General features: G+C 71.0%; 10 protein-coding genes and 1 pseudogene. 6 read left to right on the top strand and 5 right to left on the bottom strand.

The genetic code is table 11. The features are described 5' to 3' along the window. The first annotated feature begins 3 nt into the window (after positions 1-3). The 6 genes and pseudogenes from KBY19_RS22095 to KBY19_RS22070 all read left to right on the top strand — a co-directional run bounded on the left by KBY19_RS22095 (position 4) and on the right by KBY19_RS22070 (position 7814). The gene (locus tag KBY19_RS22095; RefSeq protein WP_210955364.1) at positions 4-597 is read left to right on the top strand and encodes a Clp protease N-terminal domain-containing protein; all 594 of its coding nucleotides are present in this window, start codon (positions 4-6) and stop codon (positions 595-597) included. A gap of 258 nt (positions 598-855) precedes the next feature. Further along, the gene (locus KBY19_RS22090; RefSeq protein ID WP_099880547.1) at positions 856-1392 is read left to right on the top strand and encodes a hypothetical protein; all 537 of its coding nucleotides are present in this window, start codon (positions 856-858) and stop codon (positions 1390-1392) included. Between the two features lie 310 nt (positions 1393-1702). After that, positions 1703-2239 carry a hypothetical protein gene (locus tag KBY19_RS22085; protein ID WP_099880549.1) on the top strand — a complete coding sequence of 179 codons (537 nt, stop codon included), beginning with the start codon at positions 1703-1705 and terminating at the stop codon, positions 2237-2239. Positions 2240-2366: 127 nt separating this feature from the next. After that, the gene (locus tag KBY19_RS22080) at positions 2367-3797 is read left to right on the top strand and encodes an FGGY family carbohydrate kinase (RefSeq protein ID WP_210966529.1); all 1431 of its coding nucleotides are present in this window, start codon (positions 2367-2369) and stop codon (positions 3795-3797) included. A gap of 217 nt (positions 3798-4014) precedes the next feature. Next, a pseudogene (locus tag KBY19_RS22075) lies at positions 4015-5760 on the top strand (ABC transporter ATP-binding protein); the annotation flags it as partial. Positions 5761-5852: 92 nt separating this feature from the next. Continuing rightward, positions 5853-7814, top strand: a complete 1962-nt coding sequence (locus tag KBY19_RS22070; protein WP_185016798.1) for an ABC transporter ATP-binding protein — start codon at positions 5853-5855, stop codon at positions 7812-7814. Positions 7815-7933: 119 nt separating this feature from the next. Here the strand turns inward: KBY19_RS22070 and KBY19_RS22065 are convergent, their stop codons facing one another. From KBY19_RS22065 to KBY19_RS22045, 5 genes are all read right to left on the bottom strand, one after another. Then, entirely contained in the window at positions 7934-8755 is an 822-nt protein-coding gene (locus KBY19_RS22065) for a trypsin-like serine protease (RefSeq protein ID WP_210966528.1), read from the bottom strand. A gap of 232 nt (positions 8756-8987) precedes the next feature. Beyond that, complete coding sequence (locus KBY19_RS22060; RefSeq protein ID WP_210966527.1) at positions 8988-10403, bottom strand: RNA polymerase sigma factor; 1416 nt, start codon at positions 10401-10403, stop codon at positions 8988-8990. Between the two features lie 251 nt (positions 10404-10654). Continuing rightward, the gene (dnaG, locus tag KBY19_RS22055; RefSeq protein ID WP_210955361.1) at positions 10655-12574 is read right to left on the bottom strand and encodes a DNA primase; all 1920 of its coding nucleotides are present in this window, start codon (positions 12572-12574) and stop codon (positions 10655-10657) included. Positions 12575-12789: 215 nt separating this feature from the next. After that, entirely contained in the window at positions 12790-14532 is a 1743-nt protein-coding gene (locus tag KBY19_RS22050; RefSeq protein ID WP_099880561.1) for a pyruvate dehydrogenase, read from the bottom strand. Positions 14533-14689: 157 nt separating this feature from the next. Continuing rightward, a complete protein-coding gene (locus KBY19_RS22045) occupies positions 14690-15739 on the bottom strand; it encodes an FAD-dependent oxidoreductase (RefSeq protein WP_307843582.1) in 1050 nt (349 codons plus the stop codon). Positions 15740-15764 lie beyond the last annotated feature (25 nt).

Raw genomic sequence — 15764 nt, 5'->3', positions numbered from 1 at the left:
CCGATGTTCGAACGGTTCAGCAGGGAAGCGCGGGACGTGGTGGTCCGCGCGCAGGACGAGGCCAACAAGCTGGGGCACGATTGGATCGGCACCGAGCATCTGCTGCTCGCGGCGCTGCACCACCCCGAGCAGCCCGGCGCGGCGACGCTCGCCCGGCTCGGCGTCACCCCGGCCTCGTGCCGGGCGGCGGTCGCGGGCGTGCTGCCGGGAGCCGGGGAAGGTCTCGGCCCCCAGGACGCGGAGGCGCTGCGGGCGTTCGGGATCGACCTGGAGGAGGTGCGCAGGCGCGCGGACGAGTCCTTCGGCGAAGGGGCGCTGGACGCGGCGCCGGGCTCCGGCCGTACGAAGCGGGGACGCGGCAGGGCCGCCGGCCCGGTCACCCGGCACGTCCCGTTCGCCGCTCGGGCGAAGAAGGTGCTCAAACAAGCGCTGCGGGAGGCGGTGGCGCGCAAGGACCGGGGCATCGGCGTGGAACATGTGGTGCTCGGGATGCTGCGCTGCGAGGACAACATCTCCCTCGCGGTCTTCTCCCGGCTCGGCATCGAGCCGGGGGTGGTGCGCGAGCTGGTGCTCGACGATCTGCGGAGCGCGGCCTGACGGCGGCTCCCCTGCCGACCGCTTCGGGGTCCGGGACGGCCGCTCCGGTGGACCGTCGACGCGGCGGAGACAGCCGTGACGGGTGGGGCGGAAGTTGCTGATGCATCGTCAACTCAGCGCAACACGAGGGGTGGTGGCGTACAACCCCGCACGGCATCAACGTGTCGTACTGGGTATCCCACGCATCGAGCTCATGCCCGTGATGCCTCGGATATCTCACATGAGAGCGTTCATCGCCAAAGAGGGGGAAAAATCACTATGCGTTCCATCCGCTTCTCCAAGAGCACACTGGTCGCCGCGACCTCGGCACTGGTGCTGCTTCCCGCCGGCGCGGCGTACGCCGGCAGCGGCCCGGCCACTCCGCCGTCCCACTCGCAGAAGCTGGCCGGCTCCACGGCCCCCTCTCCCGAGGGGAATCCGGCGAGCAGGCTGGCGCAGGCCGCGGGCGTCTGCGACGACGCCGTGCCGATCGGTACCCGCGGGCTGATCAAGCGGGGCTCGGAGACGATTGCCTCGGTCAAGCAGTTCTACTCGAAGAAGTGCAACGAGAACTACGGCTATGTGTGGGTGTGGGAGAGCTTCCGCAAGACCGCGGCTCCCTACGACGTCACCACCGGCGTCTACAGCTACAGCGACGACTCGGTCCACGCGGCCAAGGCATGGAAGGCCACCAAGCAGCAGGAGTTCTGGACGGACGGCGCCAACACCGTCGACCACTGCACCTCCGGGGTGGGCAGCCTGCGCCCGGCGGGCTCACCGCACAGCCTCCAGGCGTACTCCGAGAAGCGCTGCTGACCACCGACGGCGGTCACCCGTTCCGGGCGCCGCCCGACACCGCGGAGCGCTGACCTCCAGCAGCGCCACCGCATCAGCCGGCGATCGGCCGCCGCATCAGCCGCGGCATCAGCCGCGGCGGGGCCGACCGCGGCGGACGGGGAGCCGCAAGACCCGGGTCCCGGCGTCACCTTCGTGGCGCCGGGGCCCTTTCCGTACGACCCGCCGTCGCGCGCGAATACCCACCCTGGGCGCCCGGGCCTTTTACTGTGAGGCCCCCCGGTCTGACCGATATGACCGGAAAATCACCTTCTTCCCCTGGAGGAGATCTATGCGCACCCTTTCTCCCGTCAAGGGCGTCCTCGTCACGGCGGCCTGCGCCATGGCGATGCTGCCCGCCGGAGCTGCCCAGGCCGGCGACGGCGCGGGCCTGCCCCCCACCTCGGCCCAGGCCGGTGAGGCGACCGCCACCACCGCCGCCCCCGAGGAGGACGCGGCGAGCCGGGACTCCCGGGCCGCCCGCATGTGCAGCGACGCGTACCAGATCGGCTCGACCGGCCACATCAAGCGCAAGGGCTACACCATCGCCTCGGTCAAGCAGTTCTACTCGCCCCGCTGCCACCGCAACTACGGCTACCTGTACGTGTGGAAGGGCTTCCGCCAGCACCACAAGAGGTACGCGACCAACGTCGGCGTCTACGACTTCCACGCCAAGAAGCTGCTCGGGCTGCGCATCTGGCGCAACACCTCGGCGGCGTCCTTCTGGTCCTACCCCACGAACACCGTGCACCACTGCACGGCCGCACGTGGTGCCGTGACGGTGCCCGGGGAGCACAAGCACTACGCCTACTCCTCGAAGCGCTGCTGACCCCTCCTCCGAGCTTTTGCGAGGACGAGCCGGACCCGGCCGTGCCGAAAGGCCACGGCCGGGTCTCGTCCGGTCGGGAACGGGGCCCCGGGCCCGGTACGGGCGGCTATGAGGCATCATTCCCGCCATGGGGATAGTCGCCGGACTGGACAGTTCAGCCGAGTACACAAGCATCGTCGTCTGCGACACCGAGACGGGGGCGGTCGTCAGGCACGGCCACGCCGAACATCCCGGTGAGCGCGACGACCCGCAGTCGTGGCTGCTCTCCCTCGGCACGGCGGCGGGCGGCGGGCAGCTCGCGGAGGTGCAGGCGATCGGCGTCTCCGCGCAGCAGCAGGGCCTCGTCGCGCTGGACGGCGCGGGCAACCCGGTCGGCCCCGCGCTGCTGGGCAACGACCAGCGGATGCAGACGGCGGCGGCCGAACTGGTGGACGCGCTCGGCGGGCGCGAGGCGTGGGCGCAGGCCGTCGGCACCGTCCCACAGGCCGGGCACCCGGTCTCCAAGCTGCGCTGGCTGGCCCGCGAGCAGCCGGAGGCGGCACGGGGAGTCACCGAGATCATGCAGCCGCACGACTGGCTGGTCTGGCAGCTGCTGGGCGGTCCGGCGCGGCGGATCACCGACCGCGGGGACGCGTCGGGCACCGGGTACTGGTCGGCGGCGACCGAGTCCTACCGCACGGACCTGGTCGAGCTGGCACTCGGCCACCAGGTGGGACTCCCGGAGGTGGTCGGTCCGGCGCAGCCCGCCGGGCACACCCCGGAAGGGCTGCTGATCTCCGCCGGTACGGGCCAGACGATGGCCGCCGCCTTCGGGCTCGGCGTCGGCCTCGGAGACGTGGTGATCTCGCTCGGCGCGACGGGTTCCGTGTGCGCCGTCCACCACGAGGCGCTCATCGACCCCACCGGCATCATCACCTCTTACGCCGACGCGACCGGACTGCATCTGCCGGTGGTACGCACCCTCAATGCGACCCGCGTGCTGCGCGGCGCCGCCGGGATGCTCGGCACCGATCTGGAGGGCCTCTCCGAACTGGCGCTGACCTCCACGCCCGGCTCCTCGGGACTGGTGCTGCTGCCGTATCTGGAGGGTGAGCAGACGCCGCAGCTCCCGCACACCGCGGGCTCGCTGCACGGGCTGCGGCGCGAGAGCATGAAGCCCGAATTCCTGGCGCGGGCCGCCGTCGAGGGGATGCTGTGCGGGCTGGCGGACGCCCTGGAGGTGCTGCGCAACCGCGGGGTGTCCGTACGGCGGGTCTTCCTGCTGGGCCAGGCGGCAGGGCTGGCCGCTGTCCGGGACGCGGCGCCCGCGCTGCTGGACGCGCAGGTCGTGGTGCCCGAGCCCGCCGACTACGCCGCGATCGGCGCTGCCCGTCAGGCGGCGTGGGCGCTGTCCGGATCCGGCTATCCGCCCCAGTGGCCCGCCGCGGCCTGCCAGGTGTTCGAGGCGGGCGACCAGCGCGCCGTCGGGCAGGCCGTGCGCCAGCAGTACGCGACCGTGCGCGAGGAGATGTATCCGGGGGCCCTGTCGCAGGCGTATCCGGGAGCCCTGCCCGCATAGCCCGAGCCGTGTGCGACGCTCCGCCCGGCGGCGCCTCCGGGGCGCGGGGCGGAGCCGTGCGCGCGCCCTCCCGCGAAGCGGGCCAGGACTCGGCCGTGGCGGCAGCGGAAACAATCAAAACCACAGGCGGGATCGAGCCGCACACTTGTACGCTCTTTCACTTCCGCCGTCGCCGTCCTCATCCCGCACCCCGCACTGATCGACCGAGGAACTCCGTGTGCTGATCCGCCTCCTACGCGCCCGGCTGCGCCAGTACCAGCGGCCGATCGCGCTGCTGGTGCTGCTGCAACTCATACAGACGAGCGCAACGCTCTATCTGCCCACCCTCAACGCCGACATCATCGACAACGGTGTCGTACTCGGCGACACGGGCTACATACTGCGCCACGGCAGCCTCATGCTGGCCGTCTCGGTGGTGCAGGTGGTGTGCAACATCGGCGCCGTCCACCTGGGTGCGCGTACCGCGGCGGCGGTCGGCCGGGACATCCGGGCGGGCGTCTTCGACCGTGTGCAGTCCTTCTCCAAGCTGCGCTGGCTGGCCCGCGAGGTCGGACAGTTCGGCGCCCCGTCCCTGATCACCCGCACCACCAACGACGTGCTGCAGGTGCAGATGGTGACGCTGATGGCCTTCACCCTCATGGTCACCGCGCCGATCATGTGCTTCGGCGGCATCTTCATGGCGCTCGGGCAGGACGTGCCGCTCTCCGCGGTGCTGCTGGGCGTGGTGCCGGTGCTCGGTGTCACCGTCGGCCTGATCGTGCGCCGGATGCGGCCGCTGTTCCGCTCCATGCAGGAGCGGCTGGACAGCGTCAACCGCATCCTGCGCGAGCAGATTACCGGGGTCCGCGTCATCCGCGCCTTCGTCAAGGACGACTACGAGCGCCGCCGCTTCCACGGGGCCAACACCGATCTGACGCAGGTGCAGCTGCGCACCGGCCAGTTGATGGCGTTGATGTTCCCCGTCGTGATGACCGTGGTGAACGTCTCCAGCGTCGTCGTGGTCTGGTTCGGGGCGCACCGCATCAGCAGTGGTGACATGGAGATCGGTGCGCTGACCGCGTTCCTCGCCTATCTGATGCAGATCGTGATGTCGGTGATGATGGCCACCTTCATGTTCATGATGGTGCCCCGCGCCGAGGTGTGCGCCGAGCGCATACAGGAGGTGCTGGCGACCGACTCCAGTGTCGTACCGCCCACGGCGCCGGTCACCACACTGCGCCGGCACGGCCATCTGGAGCTGCGCGGGGCCGGGTTCGGCTACCCGGGCGCCGAGGCGCCCGTGCTGCGCGGCATCGACCTGGTGGCGCGCCCCGGGGAGACCACCGCCGTGATCGGCTCCACGGGCAGCGGCAAGTCGACGCTGCTGGGCCTGGTGCCCCGGCTGTTCGACGCGACGGAGGGGCAGGTCCTCGTGGACGGCGAGGACGTACGCACCCTCGATCCTCAGTTGCTGGCGAGCACCGTCGGTCTCGTACCGCAGCGCCCGTACCTCTTCTCCGGGACGGTCGCCTCCAATCTGCGCTACGGCCGCCCCGACGCGAGCGACGAGGAACTGTGGCAGGCCCTGGAGGTCGCCCAGGCCAAGGCGTTCGTGGAGCAGATGGAAGGCGGCCTTCAGGCGGCCATCACCCAAGGCGGCAGCAACGTCTCCGGCGGGCAGCGGCAGCGGCTGGCCATCGCACGGGTGCTGGTGCACCGGCCGGAGATCTATCTGTTCGACGACTCCTTCTCCGCGCTGGACTACACCACCGACGCGGCGTTGCGGGCGGCACTCGCCAGACAGACGGCCAAGGCGACGGTGGTCATCGTCGCCCAGCGCGTCGCGACCATCCGGGACGCCGACCGCATCCTCGTGCTGGACGAAGGCCGCGCGGTGGGCATGGGACGGCATCACGAGCTGATGGAGAACAACGGGACCTACCGGGAGATCGTGCTCTCGCAGCTGACCGAGAGCGAGGCGGCGGGCGACGCGGGGACAACCGCCCGGTTGCAGACCACAGCGACAGCCGCACCGGCGCGTCGTGCGGGTGGAGGAGCCGACGAGAAGGGCACAGCATGAGCGGGCCGGGGGGAATGGCGGGAGGACCGCCCCGGCGGTCCATGGACTTCACCGGCTCGGGCAAGCGACTGCTGCGGCAGTTCCGGCCGGAGCGCGGCCTGCTGCTCCTGATGCTGGCCGTGCTCGTGGTCAGCGTCGGTCTGAGCGTCGTCGGCCCGAAGCTCCTCGGCCGGGCGACGGACCTGGTCTTCGCCGGTTTCATCGGTGCGAAGCTGCCCGAAGGACCCACCAGGGAACAGGCGCTGGAGAACCTGCGGCAGCGCGGGGACGACGGCGTGGCCGACATGCTCTCCGGAATGGATTTCACCCCCGGCCAGGGCATCGACTTCGGCGCTGTCGGCAGGGTGCTGCTGGTGGTGGTGGCGGTCTATGCCGCAGCCGGGCTGCTGATGCTGTGGGCCGGGCGGATCTCCACCCGCGTCATCACCCGTACCGTCTTCCGGCTGCGCGAACGGGTGCAGGAGAAGCTGGGCCGGCTGCCGCTGTCCTATCTGGACGGCCAGTCGCGCGGTGAGGTGCTCTCGCGGGTCACCAACGACATCGACAACCTCGGCCAGACGCTGCAGCAGACCATGGGCCAGTTGATCAGCTCGCTGCTGACGATAGTCGGTGTGCTGGCCGTGATGTTCTGGATCTCACCGCTGCTGGCATTGGTCGCGCTGGTGACGGTGCCGCTGTCGGCGCTGGTCGCCACACGGGTCGGCAAGCGGGCGCAGCCGCAGTTCGTCGACCAGTGGAAGTCGACCGGCGCACTGAACGCGCACATAGAGGAGATGTACACCGGGCACGCTCTGGTGAAGGTCTTCGGGCGGCAGCGGGAGTCGGCGCAGGTCTTCGCCGAGCAGAACGAGAAGCTGTACAAGGCCGGGTTCAAGGCGCAGTTCATCAGCGGGATCATGCAGCCCGCGATGATGTTCGTCGGCAACCTCAACTACGTCCTGGTGGCGGTCGTCGGCGGGCTGCGGGTGGCCTCCGGGGCGCTGTCGATCGGTGATGTGCAGGCGTTCGTGCAGTACTCGCGGCAGTTCAGCCAGCCGCTCACCCAGGTCGCCTCGATGGCCAACCTCGTACAGTCCGGCGTGGCCTCGGCCGAGCGGGTCTTCGAGATCCTGGACGCCGAGGAGCAGTCGCCCGACCCCGACGAGGCGCACGCCGAACGGCCGTCCGCGCTGCGCGGCCGGGTGGAGCTGGAGAACGTCTCCTTCCGCTACAGCGAGGACAAACCGCTGATCGAGAATCTGTCGCTGGCGGTCGAGCCCGGCCAGACGGTGGCCATCGTCGGCCCGACCGGTGCGGGCAAGACCACCCTGGTCAACCTGCTGCTGCGGTTCTACGAGGTACGGGACGGCCGCATCCTGCTGGACGGCACGGACATCGCCGCCATGTCACGGGAGGAGCTGCGCGCGGGCATCGGCATGGTGCTCCAGGACACCTGGCTGTTCGGCGGCACCATCGCCGAGAACATCGCCTACGGGGCGGAGGCAGGGGCGGAAGCCGGGGGAGACGGCGCGGGGAGTGCGGGCGCGACCCGCGAACAGGTCGAGGAGGCGGCGCGGGCCGCCCACGCCGACCGGTTCATCCGCACCCTGCCGGACGGCTACGACACGGTGCTGGACGCCGAGGGCGACAGCGTCAGCGCGGGTGAGAAGCAGCTCATCACCATTGCCCGCGCCTTTCTCTCGAACCCGGTGATCCTGGTCCTGGACGAGGCCACCAGTTCCGTCGACACCCGCACGGAGGTGCTGATCCAGCGGGCGATGGAGCGGCTGGCCTCGGAGCGCACCAGCTTTGTGATCGCTCACCGTCTCTCCACCATCCGGGGCGCGGACGTCATCCTGGTGATGGAGAACGGCTCCATCGTCGAACAGGGCACCCACGAGAGCCTGCTGGCGAGGGAGGGTGCCTACGCGCGCCTGTACCGGTCCCAGTTCGCCGGAGCGGTGGCGGAGGTGGACTGAGAGACGCCCGCTGTCCGGCCGCAACGGGCCGGCACCGAGAACACGCGATCGGCGGCGCAGGACCGGCCGTGACCGGGGCAGCGTCACCCGCGGGCCACGGCCGGAACAAATGCGGCAGGTCAGCCACCGAGCTTGCCGGCCGCTGCCCGAATGTCCGAGGCGAAGGTGCTGACCTCGGTGTACACGCCGGGCTTGCCCGGCCTGGCGCAGCCGTCGCCCCAGCTCACGATGCCGACCTGGACCCACTTGTCGGCGTCGTCCTTGCGGAACATCGGGCCGCCCGAGTCACCCTGGCAGGTGTCGACACCACCGGTGTCCATCTTGCCCGCGCACAGTTCCTCGTCCTCGACGAGGTTGGAGTAGGCGGTCTTGCAGGTGGCGTCGTCCACGAAGGGCACCTGCGCCTTGAGCAGATACCGCTGCTGCCGGCCGCCCTCCCGGTCGGCGCCCCATCCGGCGATGGTGAAGTCGCCCTTGTTGTAGGAGGCGTCCTCGGCCAGGGCCAGGGTGGGCTGGTCGATGGGCTCGGCCAGCTTGACGAGGGCCCAGTCCTTGCCGTTGCCGTCGTAGCCGGGTGCCTGGACGACCTCGGTGGACCTGGCCGTCTTGGCGGCCGGGTCCTCCAGGTCCACGACGCCGCCGGTGGCGGTGATGCTGGTGTCGGGGCCGCTGCCGTCCACGCAGTGGGCGGCGGTGAGCACGATGTCCTTGGTGAGCAGCGAGCCGCCGCAGCCCATGGACAGTCGCACCATGAACGGGAATTCGCCCTGCTGGGCCTTGGTGCCGCCGACGACGGTCGCGCCCGGCTCGTCCTGGCCGCCGGGGCCGTCGGTCGGCATCGCGGAGGCGACCGACGGGCCGAGGCTGAAGGCGGCGAGTGCGACTGCGCCGATGGCGGTGATTCTCTTGAGGCGCTTGCTGGTGTCCTTCGCGGTGGTCATCCCGGAGTGCTTCAACGGGCGTCCTCTCGTGGGGGGTTGCTCGCGCACCCGCACCCGCCCGGTTCAGCACGACTACAGCGCTCACGTCATGCCCATGCCAAGTGCTGCCGACAGCAGTGGGCAGGGCAGCACGCACCGCCAGACGTCCTGTCGCAGGAGGCCGGTCCGCGAGATACTGCCGCGATTATGGAGAGGCCTCGAACAAACTGACAAGGGCGCGTCGAACGAGTGATCAGTCCAGATAGCCGCGCAGTTGGTCGGCGAAGGCGTGGTCCCGCAGCTTGGTGAGGGTCTTGGACTCGATCTGCCGGATGCGCTCCCGTGTGACGCCGAAGAGCCGGCCGATCTCCTCCAGCGTGCGCGGCCTGCCGTCGATCAGTCCGTACCGCAGCTGCACCACCTTGCGTTCACGCTCGCCGAGCGTGGAGAGCACCGCCTCCAGATGCTCGCGCAGCAGCAGAAAGGCCGCCGACTCCACAGGAGAGGGCGCGTCGCCGTCCTCGATGAGGTCGCCGAGGTTGACGTCGTCCTCCTCACCGACCGGCGCGTGCAGCGACACCGGCTCCTGGGCGAGCCGCAGCACCTCGGTCACCCGCTCCTCGGTCAGGTCGAGTTGGGCGGCCACCTCCTCGGCCGTGGGTTCGTAGCCGCGCTCCTGGAGCATGCGGCGCTGCACCCGCACCACCCGGTTGATCAGTTCCACGACATGCACCGGCACCCGGATCGTGCGCGCCTGGTCGGCCAGCGCCCGGGACATCGCCTGGCGGATCCACCAGGTCGCATACGTCGAGAACTTGTAGCCGCGCGCGTAGTCGAACTTCTCCACCGCGCGGATCAGCCCGAGGTTGCCCTCCTGGACGAGGTCGAGCATGGTCAGACCACGGCCCACATAGCGCTTGGCCACGGAGACCACCAGCCGCAGGTTCGCTTCTATGAGCCTGCGCTTGGCGAGCCTGCCGCGCACCACCAGCCGGTCGAGGTCGAGCGCGAGCTGCCCGTCCAGACTGGGCGAGCCCGCCAGCTTCTCCTCGGCGAACAGCCCCGCCTCCACACTGCGGGCCAGCTCCACCTCTTCGGCGGCGGTCAGCAGCGGGATACGGCCGATCTCGCGCAGATACTGGCGGAAAAGGTCCGCCGAAGGGCCGGTGGCGGGCGCCTCCCGCTGCGGTACCGCCGGCTCGGCCTCCACCTCCACCTCCGCCTCGGGCACCCCGCCCTGCTCCGGCACGGTCTCGGCCGGTGCGGTGTCGGCCGGTGCGGTGTCGGAAGGCGCGCTGTCGGAAGGCGCGCTGTCGGCCGGTGCGGTCCGGCCGGTCGCCGCGTCGGCGGGGTCGGCGGGGGCCGGTACGGGCGCGGGCGGCTCGAAGGCGGGCGGCTCCGGCGCAAGGGGTTGTCCCGTACGTGCGGGGGGCGGCGACGGCGCGGGGCGCGTGGCCACAGGAGCGGTCGGGGCGGCGAGAAGCGCCGCTTTCAGGGTCCGGGTCTGCACGGGGGCGACCTCCAGTGTGATCGCTGCCGGTTCGGGGGCGGCGTGCGAGACGGGGACGGCTGCGGCCGGGCCGCGCTCCATCCCGTACGAAACGTGCGGATCCGCGGGGGAGTTCGGCCCGTCCTGGCCAGCACCGCCCCGCTCCGAGGACTCAGGCACCGCCCACCAGTGTGGGGTACGACACACGCCCGCCACGAGAGGCGTGCGGGCAGTTTTTCCGCCAAAACGTAACCCTCAGCGCACGATCCACTACGCATGACAGAGGCTGCAGGGACCGCTGTTGAGGCTGTTCGAGGAGTGACGGCGCATCGCGCCCCTCCCCGCGAGGGAGCGCACCGGGCCCCACCTGGGAGTGCACCGGGAAGCGGACGGCCCCCGCGTACTGCCGGGCGAGTGCGCCCGGCGCACCGTCACAGCGCCGCCGCGCCCCGCTCGCGCAGCGCGATGCCGTACTGCTGGAGCGTCCAGATCTGCTGGCGCACGCCCGCCGACTGCTCGTACTCCTGTCGGGCCTCCAGCCGCCGGGCCGTGCCCTCCAGCTCACCGATACGGGCGTTGACGGCGGCCCGGCGCACGGCCACCAACTGCTCGCCCGCATACGCCTCGTCGACCTCGCGGTTGCGGGCGCTGCGCAGCGGCTCCACGGCCAGCTCGGTGATCAGCGAGCGCACCGTGTCGTCCGGCGCCGCGTCCCGGACCCGGCCCAGATAGCCGCTGTCCCCGATCCCGGCCTCGGCACCGCCCGCCGCCTCCAGCGCCATCCTGACCACCGCGTACGGCGGCCCGGTGAACTCGTCGGCACCATAGGCGTCGAAGGCGGGCGAGACCAGCTCCGGGCGCTGGAGCGCAAGCTTGAGCAGTTCCCGCTCGACGCGGTGCGCGGGGCTGCGCAGATTCAGATCGGGGCCGCGGGGCACGAACGGTGCCTGCACGGCGGGCGACTCCGCGGCGGCACGGGAGGCGCGGGCCGCCGAACGCGGGGACGCCTGGCCGCGCTCGCGCGCCCACCGGGCGAGCTGTGCGACACGGCGGACGACGAACTCCTCGTCCACGATGCCGAGCAGCCCTGCCAGCCGTACCGCGTAGCCGCGCCGGATGGAGGGGTCCTTGATCTGGGTGATGACCGGCGCGACCTCCTCCAGCGCGGCCGAACGGCCCTCCGCCGTGTCGATGTTGTGCCGGTCGACGATCGAGCGGATGGCGAAGTCGAAGAGCGGGGTACGGCTCTCGACGACCTTGGCCACCGCCTCGTCACCCTGCGCGAGCCGCAGATCGCACGGGTCCATACCGCCCGGCGTCAGCGCGATCCAGGTGCGGGCGGCGAACTTCTGGTCGTCCTCGAAGGCACGCAGCGCCGCTTTCTGGCCCGCCGCGTCACCGTCGAAGGTGAAGACGACCTCCGACTGGGCGTTGTCCATCAGCACCCGGCGCAGGATCTTCACATGCTCCCCGCCGAAGGCGGTGCCGCAGGTGGCGATGGCCGTGGTGACGCCGGCCAGATGGCAGGCCATCACGTCCGTGTAGCCCTCCACCACGACGGCGCGGTTGGCCTTGGCGATCTCGCGCTTGGCCAGATCGATGCCGTAGAGCACCTGGGACTTGCGGTAGATGGGGGTCTCGGGGGTGTTGAGGTACTTCGGCCCCTGGTCGTCCTCGCGCAGCTTGCGCGCGCCGAAGCCGACGACATCCCCGGTGATGTCCCGGATCGGCCACATCAGCCTGCCCCGGAAGCGATCGATGGGCCGCCCGTTGCGGGCCTCCTGGGCGAGCCCGGAGAGCGTCATCTCCTTGTCGGTGAAGCCCTGCCCGCGCAGATGGCGCACCAGGTGGTCCCAGCCGGCCGGGGAGTAGCCGATGCCGAAGTGCCGGGCCGCCTCCTGGTCGAACCCGCGGTCGGCCAGGAAGCGCCGCCCGATCTCGGCCTCGGGCCCGTCGAGCTGCTCGGCGTAGAACCGCGCCGCGATCTTGTGCGCCTCCACCAGGCGGGTGCGCTCGCCCTGCTGGGAGGCGCGGCCGTAGCCGCCCTCCTCGTAGCGCAGCGTGATGCCGGCGCGGGCCGCGAGCCGCTCGACGGACTCGGAGAAGGACAGGTGGTCGACCTTCATCACGAAGTCGAGCGTGTCCCCACCCTCCTGGCAGCCGAAACAGTGGTAGAGCCCCTTGCTCGGGCTCACATGGAAGGAAGGGGACTTCTCGTCATGAAAAGGGCAGAGCCCCTTGAGGTTGCCGCCGCCCGCGTTACGGAGCTGGAGGTACTCGGACACCACGGAGTCGATCGGGACCGCGTCCCTGACCGCCTTCACGTCCTCGTCGTTGATCCTCCCAGCCACGCCACGAGTCTACGGGCCGCCGCTGACATGGTTACCCCCTCCCGGGAGGGCCCCGTTCCCGGTGCGAGGGTGCCCCTGTGTCCCGGTGAGGGGGCGCCCCGGGCGTCGGTTGCGGGCTGCGGGTGTGTTGTGGCTGTGGGGGCACCTCCCGGCCGAAGGCTGGGGGAGCGCCGTTCCCCGCGCCCCTTCGGGGCGCACCCTTCGGGGCGCGCCTGCTACGGTCGCGGGACGTTGCGGAGGTTGGAGCGAGCCATCTGCACCATCCGCCCCACTCCCCCGTCCAGCACGGTCTTGCCGGCGGAGAGAGCGAAGCCGCTCAGCTGCTCCCGGGTGATCTTCGGCGGGAGGGAGAGCGCGTGCGGGTCGGTCACGATGTCGATCAGCGCGGGCCCCGGGTGGTCCAGGACGCCGCGCAGGGCCTCGCGCAGCTGCTGGGGCTGCTCCACCCGGACGGCGTACGCGCCCGCCGCCTGGGCGAGGGCCGCGAAATCGGGGTTGCGGTTGTGCGTGCCATGCGCGGGCATGCCGTCGACCATCATCTCCAGCTCGACCATCCCGAGCGAGGAGTTGTTGAAGAGCACGACCTTGACCGGCAGGTCGTACTGGACCATCGTCAGGAACTCCCCCATCAGCATGGTGAAGCCGCCGTCCCCGGACATCGAGACGACCTGACGGTCCCGGTCCAGAAACTGGGCGCCGATGGCCTGCGGCACGGCGTTGGCCATCGAGCCGTGGCTGAACGAGCCGATCACCCGGCGCCGCCCGTTCGGGGTGATGTAGCGGGCCGCCCACACGTTGCACATGCCGGTGTCGACGGTGAAGACGGCGTCGTCGGCCGCCTCCTCGTCCAGCACGGACGCCACGTACTCGGGATGGATGGGGATGTGCTTGTCGACGTTGCGGGTGTACGCCTTGACGACGCCCTCCAGCGTGTCGGCGTGCCTTTTGAGCATCCGGTCCAGGAACCTGCGGTTCGCCCTCTCGGGCACGCGCGGGGTGAGACAGCGCAGGGTCTCGCGGACGTCGCCCCAGACCGCGAGGTCGAGGCTGGTGCGGCGGCCGAGGTGCTCGGGACGCACATCGACCTGGACGATCTTGCAGTTCTTGGGCAGGAACGCGTTGTACGGGAAATCGGTGCCCAGCAGGATCAGCAGATCGCACTCATGGGTGGCCTCGTAGGCGGCGCCGTAGCCGAGCAGCCCGCTCATGCCGACGTCATAGGGGTTGTCGTACTGGATCCATTCCTTGCCGCGCAGCGCGTGGCCCACCGGGGACTTGAGCCGCCCGGCGAACTCCATGACCTCCTCGTGCGCGCCCGCGGTGCCGGCGCCGCAGAACAGGGTGATCTTCTCCGCGTCGCCGATCATGCGCACCAGCGCGTCGATCTCCGCGTCCCCGGGGCGCACGGTGGGGCGCGAGGTGACCAGCGCGTGCTCGACGGGGCTCTCGGGGGCGGGCTCGGAGGCCAGATCGCCGGGGAGGGCGACCACGCTGACGCCCTGCTGGCCGACGGCGTGCTGGATGGCGGTCTGCAGCACCCTGGGCATCTGCTGCTCGCTGGAGATCAGCTCGCTGTAGTGGCTGCACTCGACGAAGAGCCGTTCGGGGTGCGTCTCCTGGAAGAAGCTGGTGCCGATCTCACTGCTGGGAATGTGGGAGGCCAGCGCGAGGACGGGCGCCATGGAGCGGTGCGCGTCGAAGAGCCCGTTGATCAGATGCAGGTTCCCCGGGCCGCAGGAACCCGCGCACGCGGCGAGCTTCCCGGTGAGCTGCGCCTCGGCGCCGGCCGCGAAGGCGGCGGCCTCCTCGTGGCGGACCTGGATCCACTCGATGGCCGGGGTGCGCCGGATGGCGTCGACGATCGGGTTGAGGCTGTCCCCCACCACGCCGTAGAGGCGCTCCACCCCACAGCGCACCAGGGTGTCGACGAACTGCTCGGCCACCGTCTGCTTCGCCATCGCTCACTCGTCCTTAGCTCGCCGCATGCGGGAGGGCGGCGGTACGGGGCAACGCTCCTGCGCAAGGCACTCACGCGAAGCTCTTACGCAGAGCTCTTACGGTGAACGTATTCCCCAAACGCCGCCCTGGCATCACGCGAATCTCCCGCCCCAGCGGCTACGCGGGATCGGCGGCCCCTCCGGCTGCACCCGTCGCCCCGGCCGCTCCCGCACCCCTCGGGGTGCCCAGCGACTCGAGCGGCACACCGGGGTCGGCCAGCGCGTGCGGGTCCACCCGGACGCCGGAGCGGACCAGGTCCTGGATGGGTCCGGTCACATCCCACACATTGGCGTTCAGCCCGGCCAGCACCTGGTTGTCGCGCAGCCAGAAGGCGATGAACTCGCGCTTGCCCACGTCTCCCCGGCACACCACCTGGTCGTAGGAGCCGGGCGGAGCGTAGCCGGAGTACTCCATACCCAGGTCGTACTGGTCGGAGAAGAAGTACGGCACCCGGTCGTAGGACACGTCCTTGCCCAGCATGGCGCGCGCCGCAGCCGGACCGCCGTTGAGGGCGTTGGCCCAGTGCTCCACCCGCAGTCGCTCGCCGAGCAGCGGGTGGGCCACGGCAGCAACGTCGCCGGTGGCGTAGATGTCCGGGTCGCTGGTGCGCAGCGCGGCGTCCACCGCGATGCCACCGCCCGGCCCGGCGAACAGCTCCAGTCCCGCCGCCTCTGCCAGCGCGGTGCGCGGGGCCGCGCCGATGGCGGCGAGCACGTCGTGCGCGGGGTGCTCGTCACCGTCGTCGGTGCGCACGCTGACCACCATGCCGTCGGTCCCGGTGATCTCGGTCAGCCGGGCACCGAAGTGGAAGCGGACCCCGTGCTCGCGGTGCAGGTCGGCGAAGAGCGAGCCCAGCTCGGGGCCGAGCACCGTGTGCAGCGGTGTGGGCTCCGGCTCGATGACGGTGACCTCGGCACCGTACGTCCGCGCCGCGGCGGCCACCTCCAGCCCGATCCAGCCCGCCCCGGCGATCACCAGATGGCCGTTCTCCTGGCCGAGCGCGCTCAGCACCCCGCGCAGCCGGTCGGCGTGCGCCAGTCTGCGCAGATGGTGCACGCCCGCCAGATCGGTGCCGGGGACCTCCAGGCGGCGCGGCTCGGCACCGGTGGCCAGCAGCAGCTTGTCGTAGTGGACCCGGGTGCCGTCGGGTGCTCGCCGCGCCGCCACGGGTACTTGCTGTCTCTTATACACA

The sequence above is a fragment of the Streptomyces sp. B15 genome, assembly GCF_018070605.1.
Lineage (GTDB): Bacteria > Actinomycetota > Actinomycetes > Streptomycetales > Streptomycetaceae > Streptomyces > Streptomyces smyrnaeus.
This window is presented reverse-complemented; position numbering and strand designations above follow the sequence as displayed.

Bases quoted from the DNA above. Each gene is read 5' to 3' on its own strand.
- KBY19_RS22095 (WP_210955364.1), top strand. From the start codon at position 4: ATGTTCGAACGGTTCAGCAGGGAAGCGCGGGACGTGGTGGTCCGCGCG.
- KBY19_RS22090 (WP_099880547.1), top strand. From the start codon at position 856: ATGCGTTCCATCCGCTTCTCCAAGAGCACACTGGTCGCCGCGACCTCG.
- KBY19_RS22085 (WP_099880549.1), top strand. From the start codon at position 1,703: ATGCGCACCCTTTCTCCCGTCAAGGGCGTCCTCGTCACGGCGGCCTGC.
- KBY19_RS22080 (WP_210966529.1), top strand. From the start codon at position 2,367: ATGGGGATAGTCGCCGGACTGGACAGTTCAGCCGAGTACACAAGCATC.
- KBY19_RS22070 (WP_185016798.1), top strand. From the start codon at position 5,853: ATGAGCGGGCCGGGGGGAATGGCGGGAGGACCGCCCCGGCGGTCCATG.
- KBY19_RS22065 (WP_210966528.1), bottom strand. From the start codon at position 8,755: ATGACCACCGCGAAGGACACCAGCAAGCGCCTCAAGAGAATCACCGCC.
- KBY19_RS22050 (WP_099880561.1), bottom strand. From the start codon at position 14,532: ATGGCGAAGCAGACGGTGGCCGAGCAGTTCGTCGACACCCTGGTGCGC.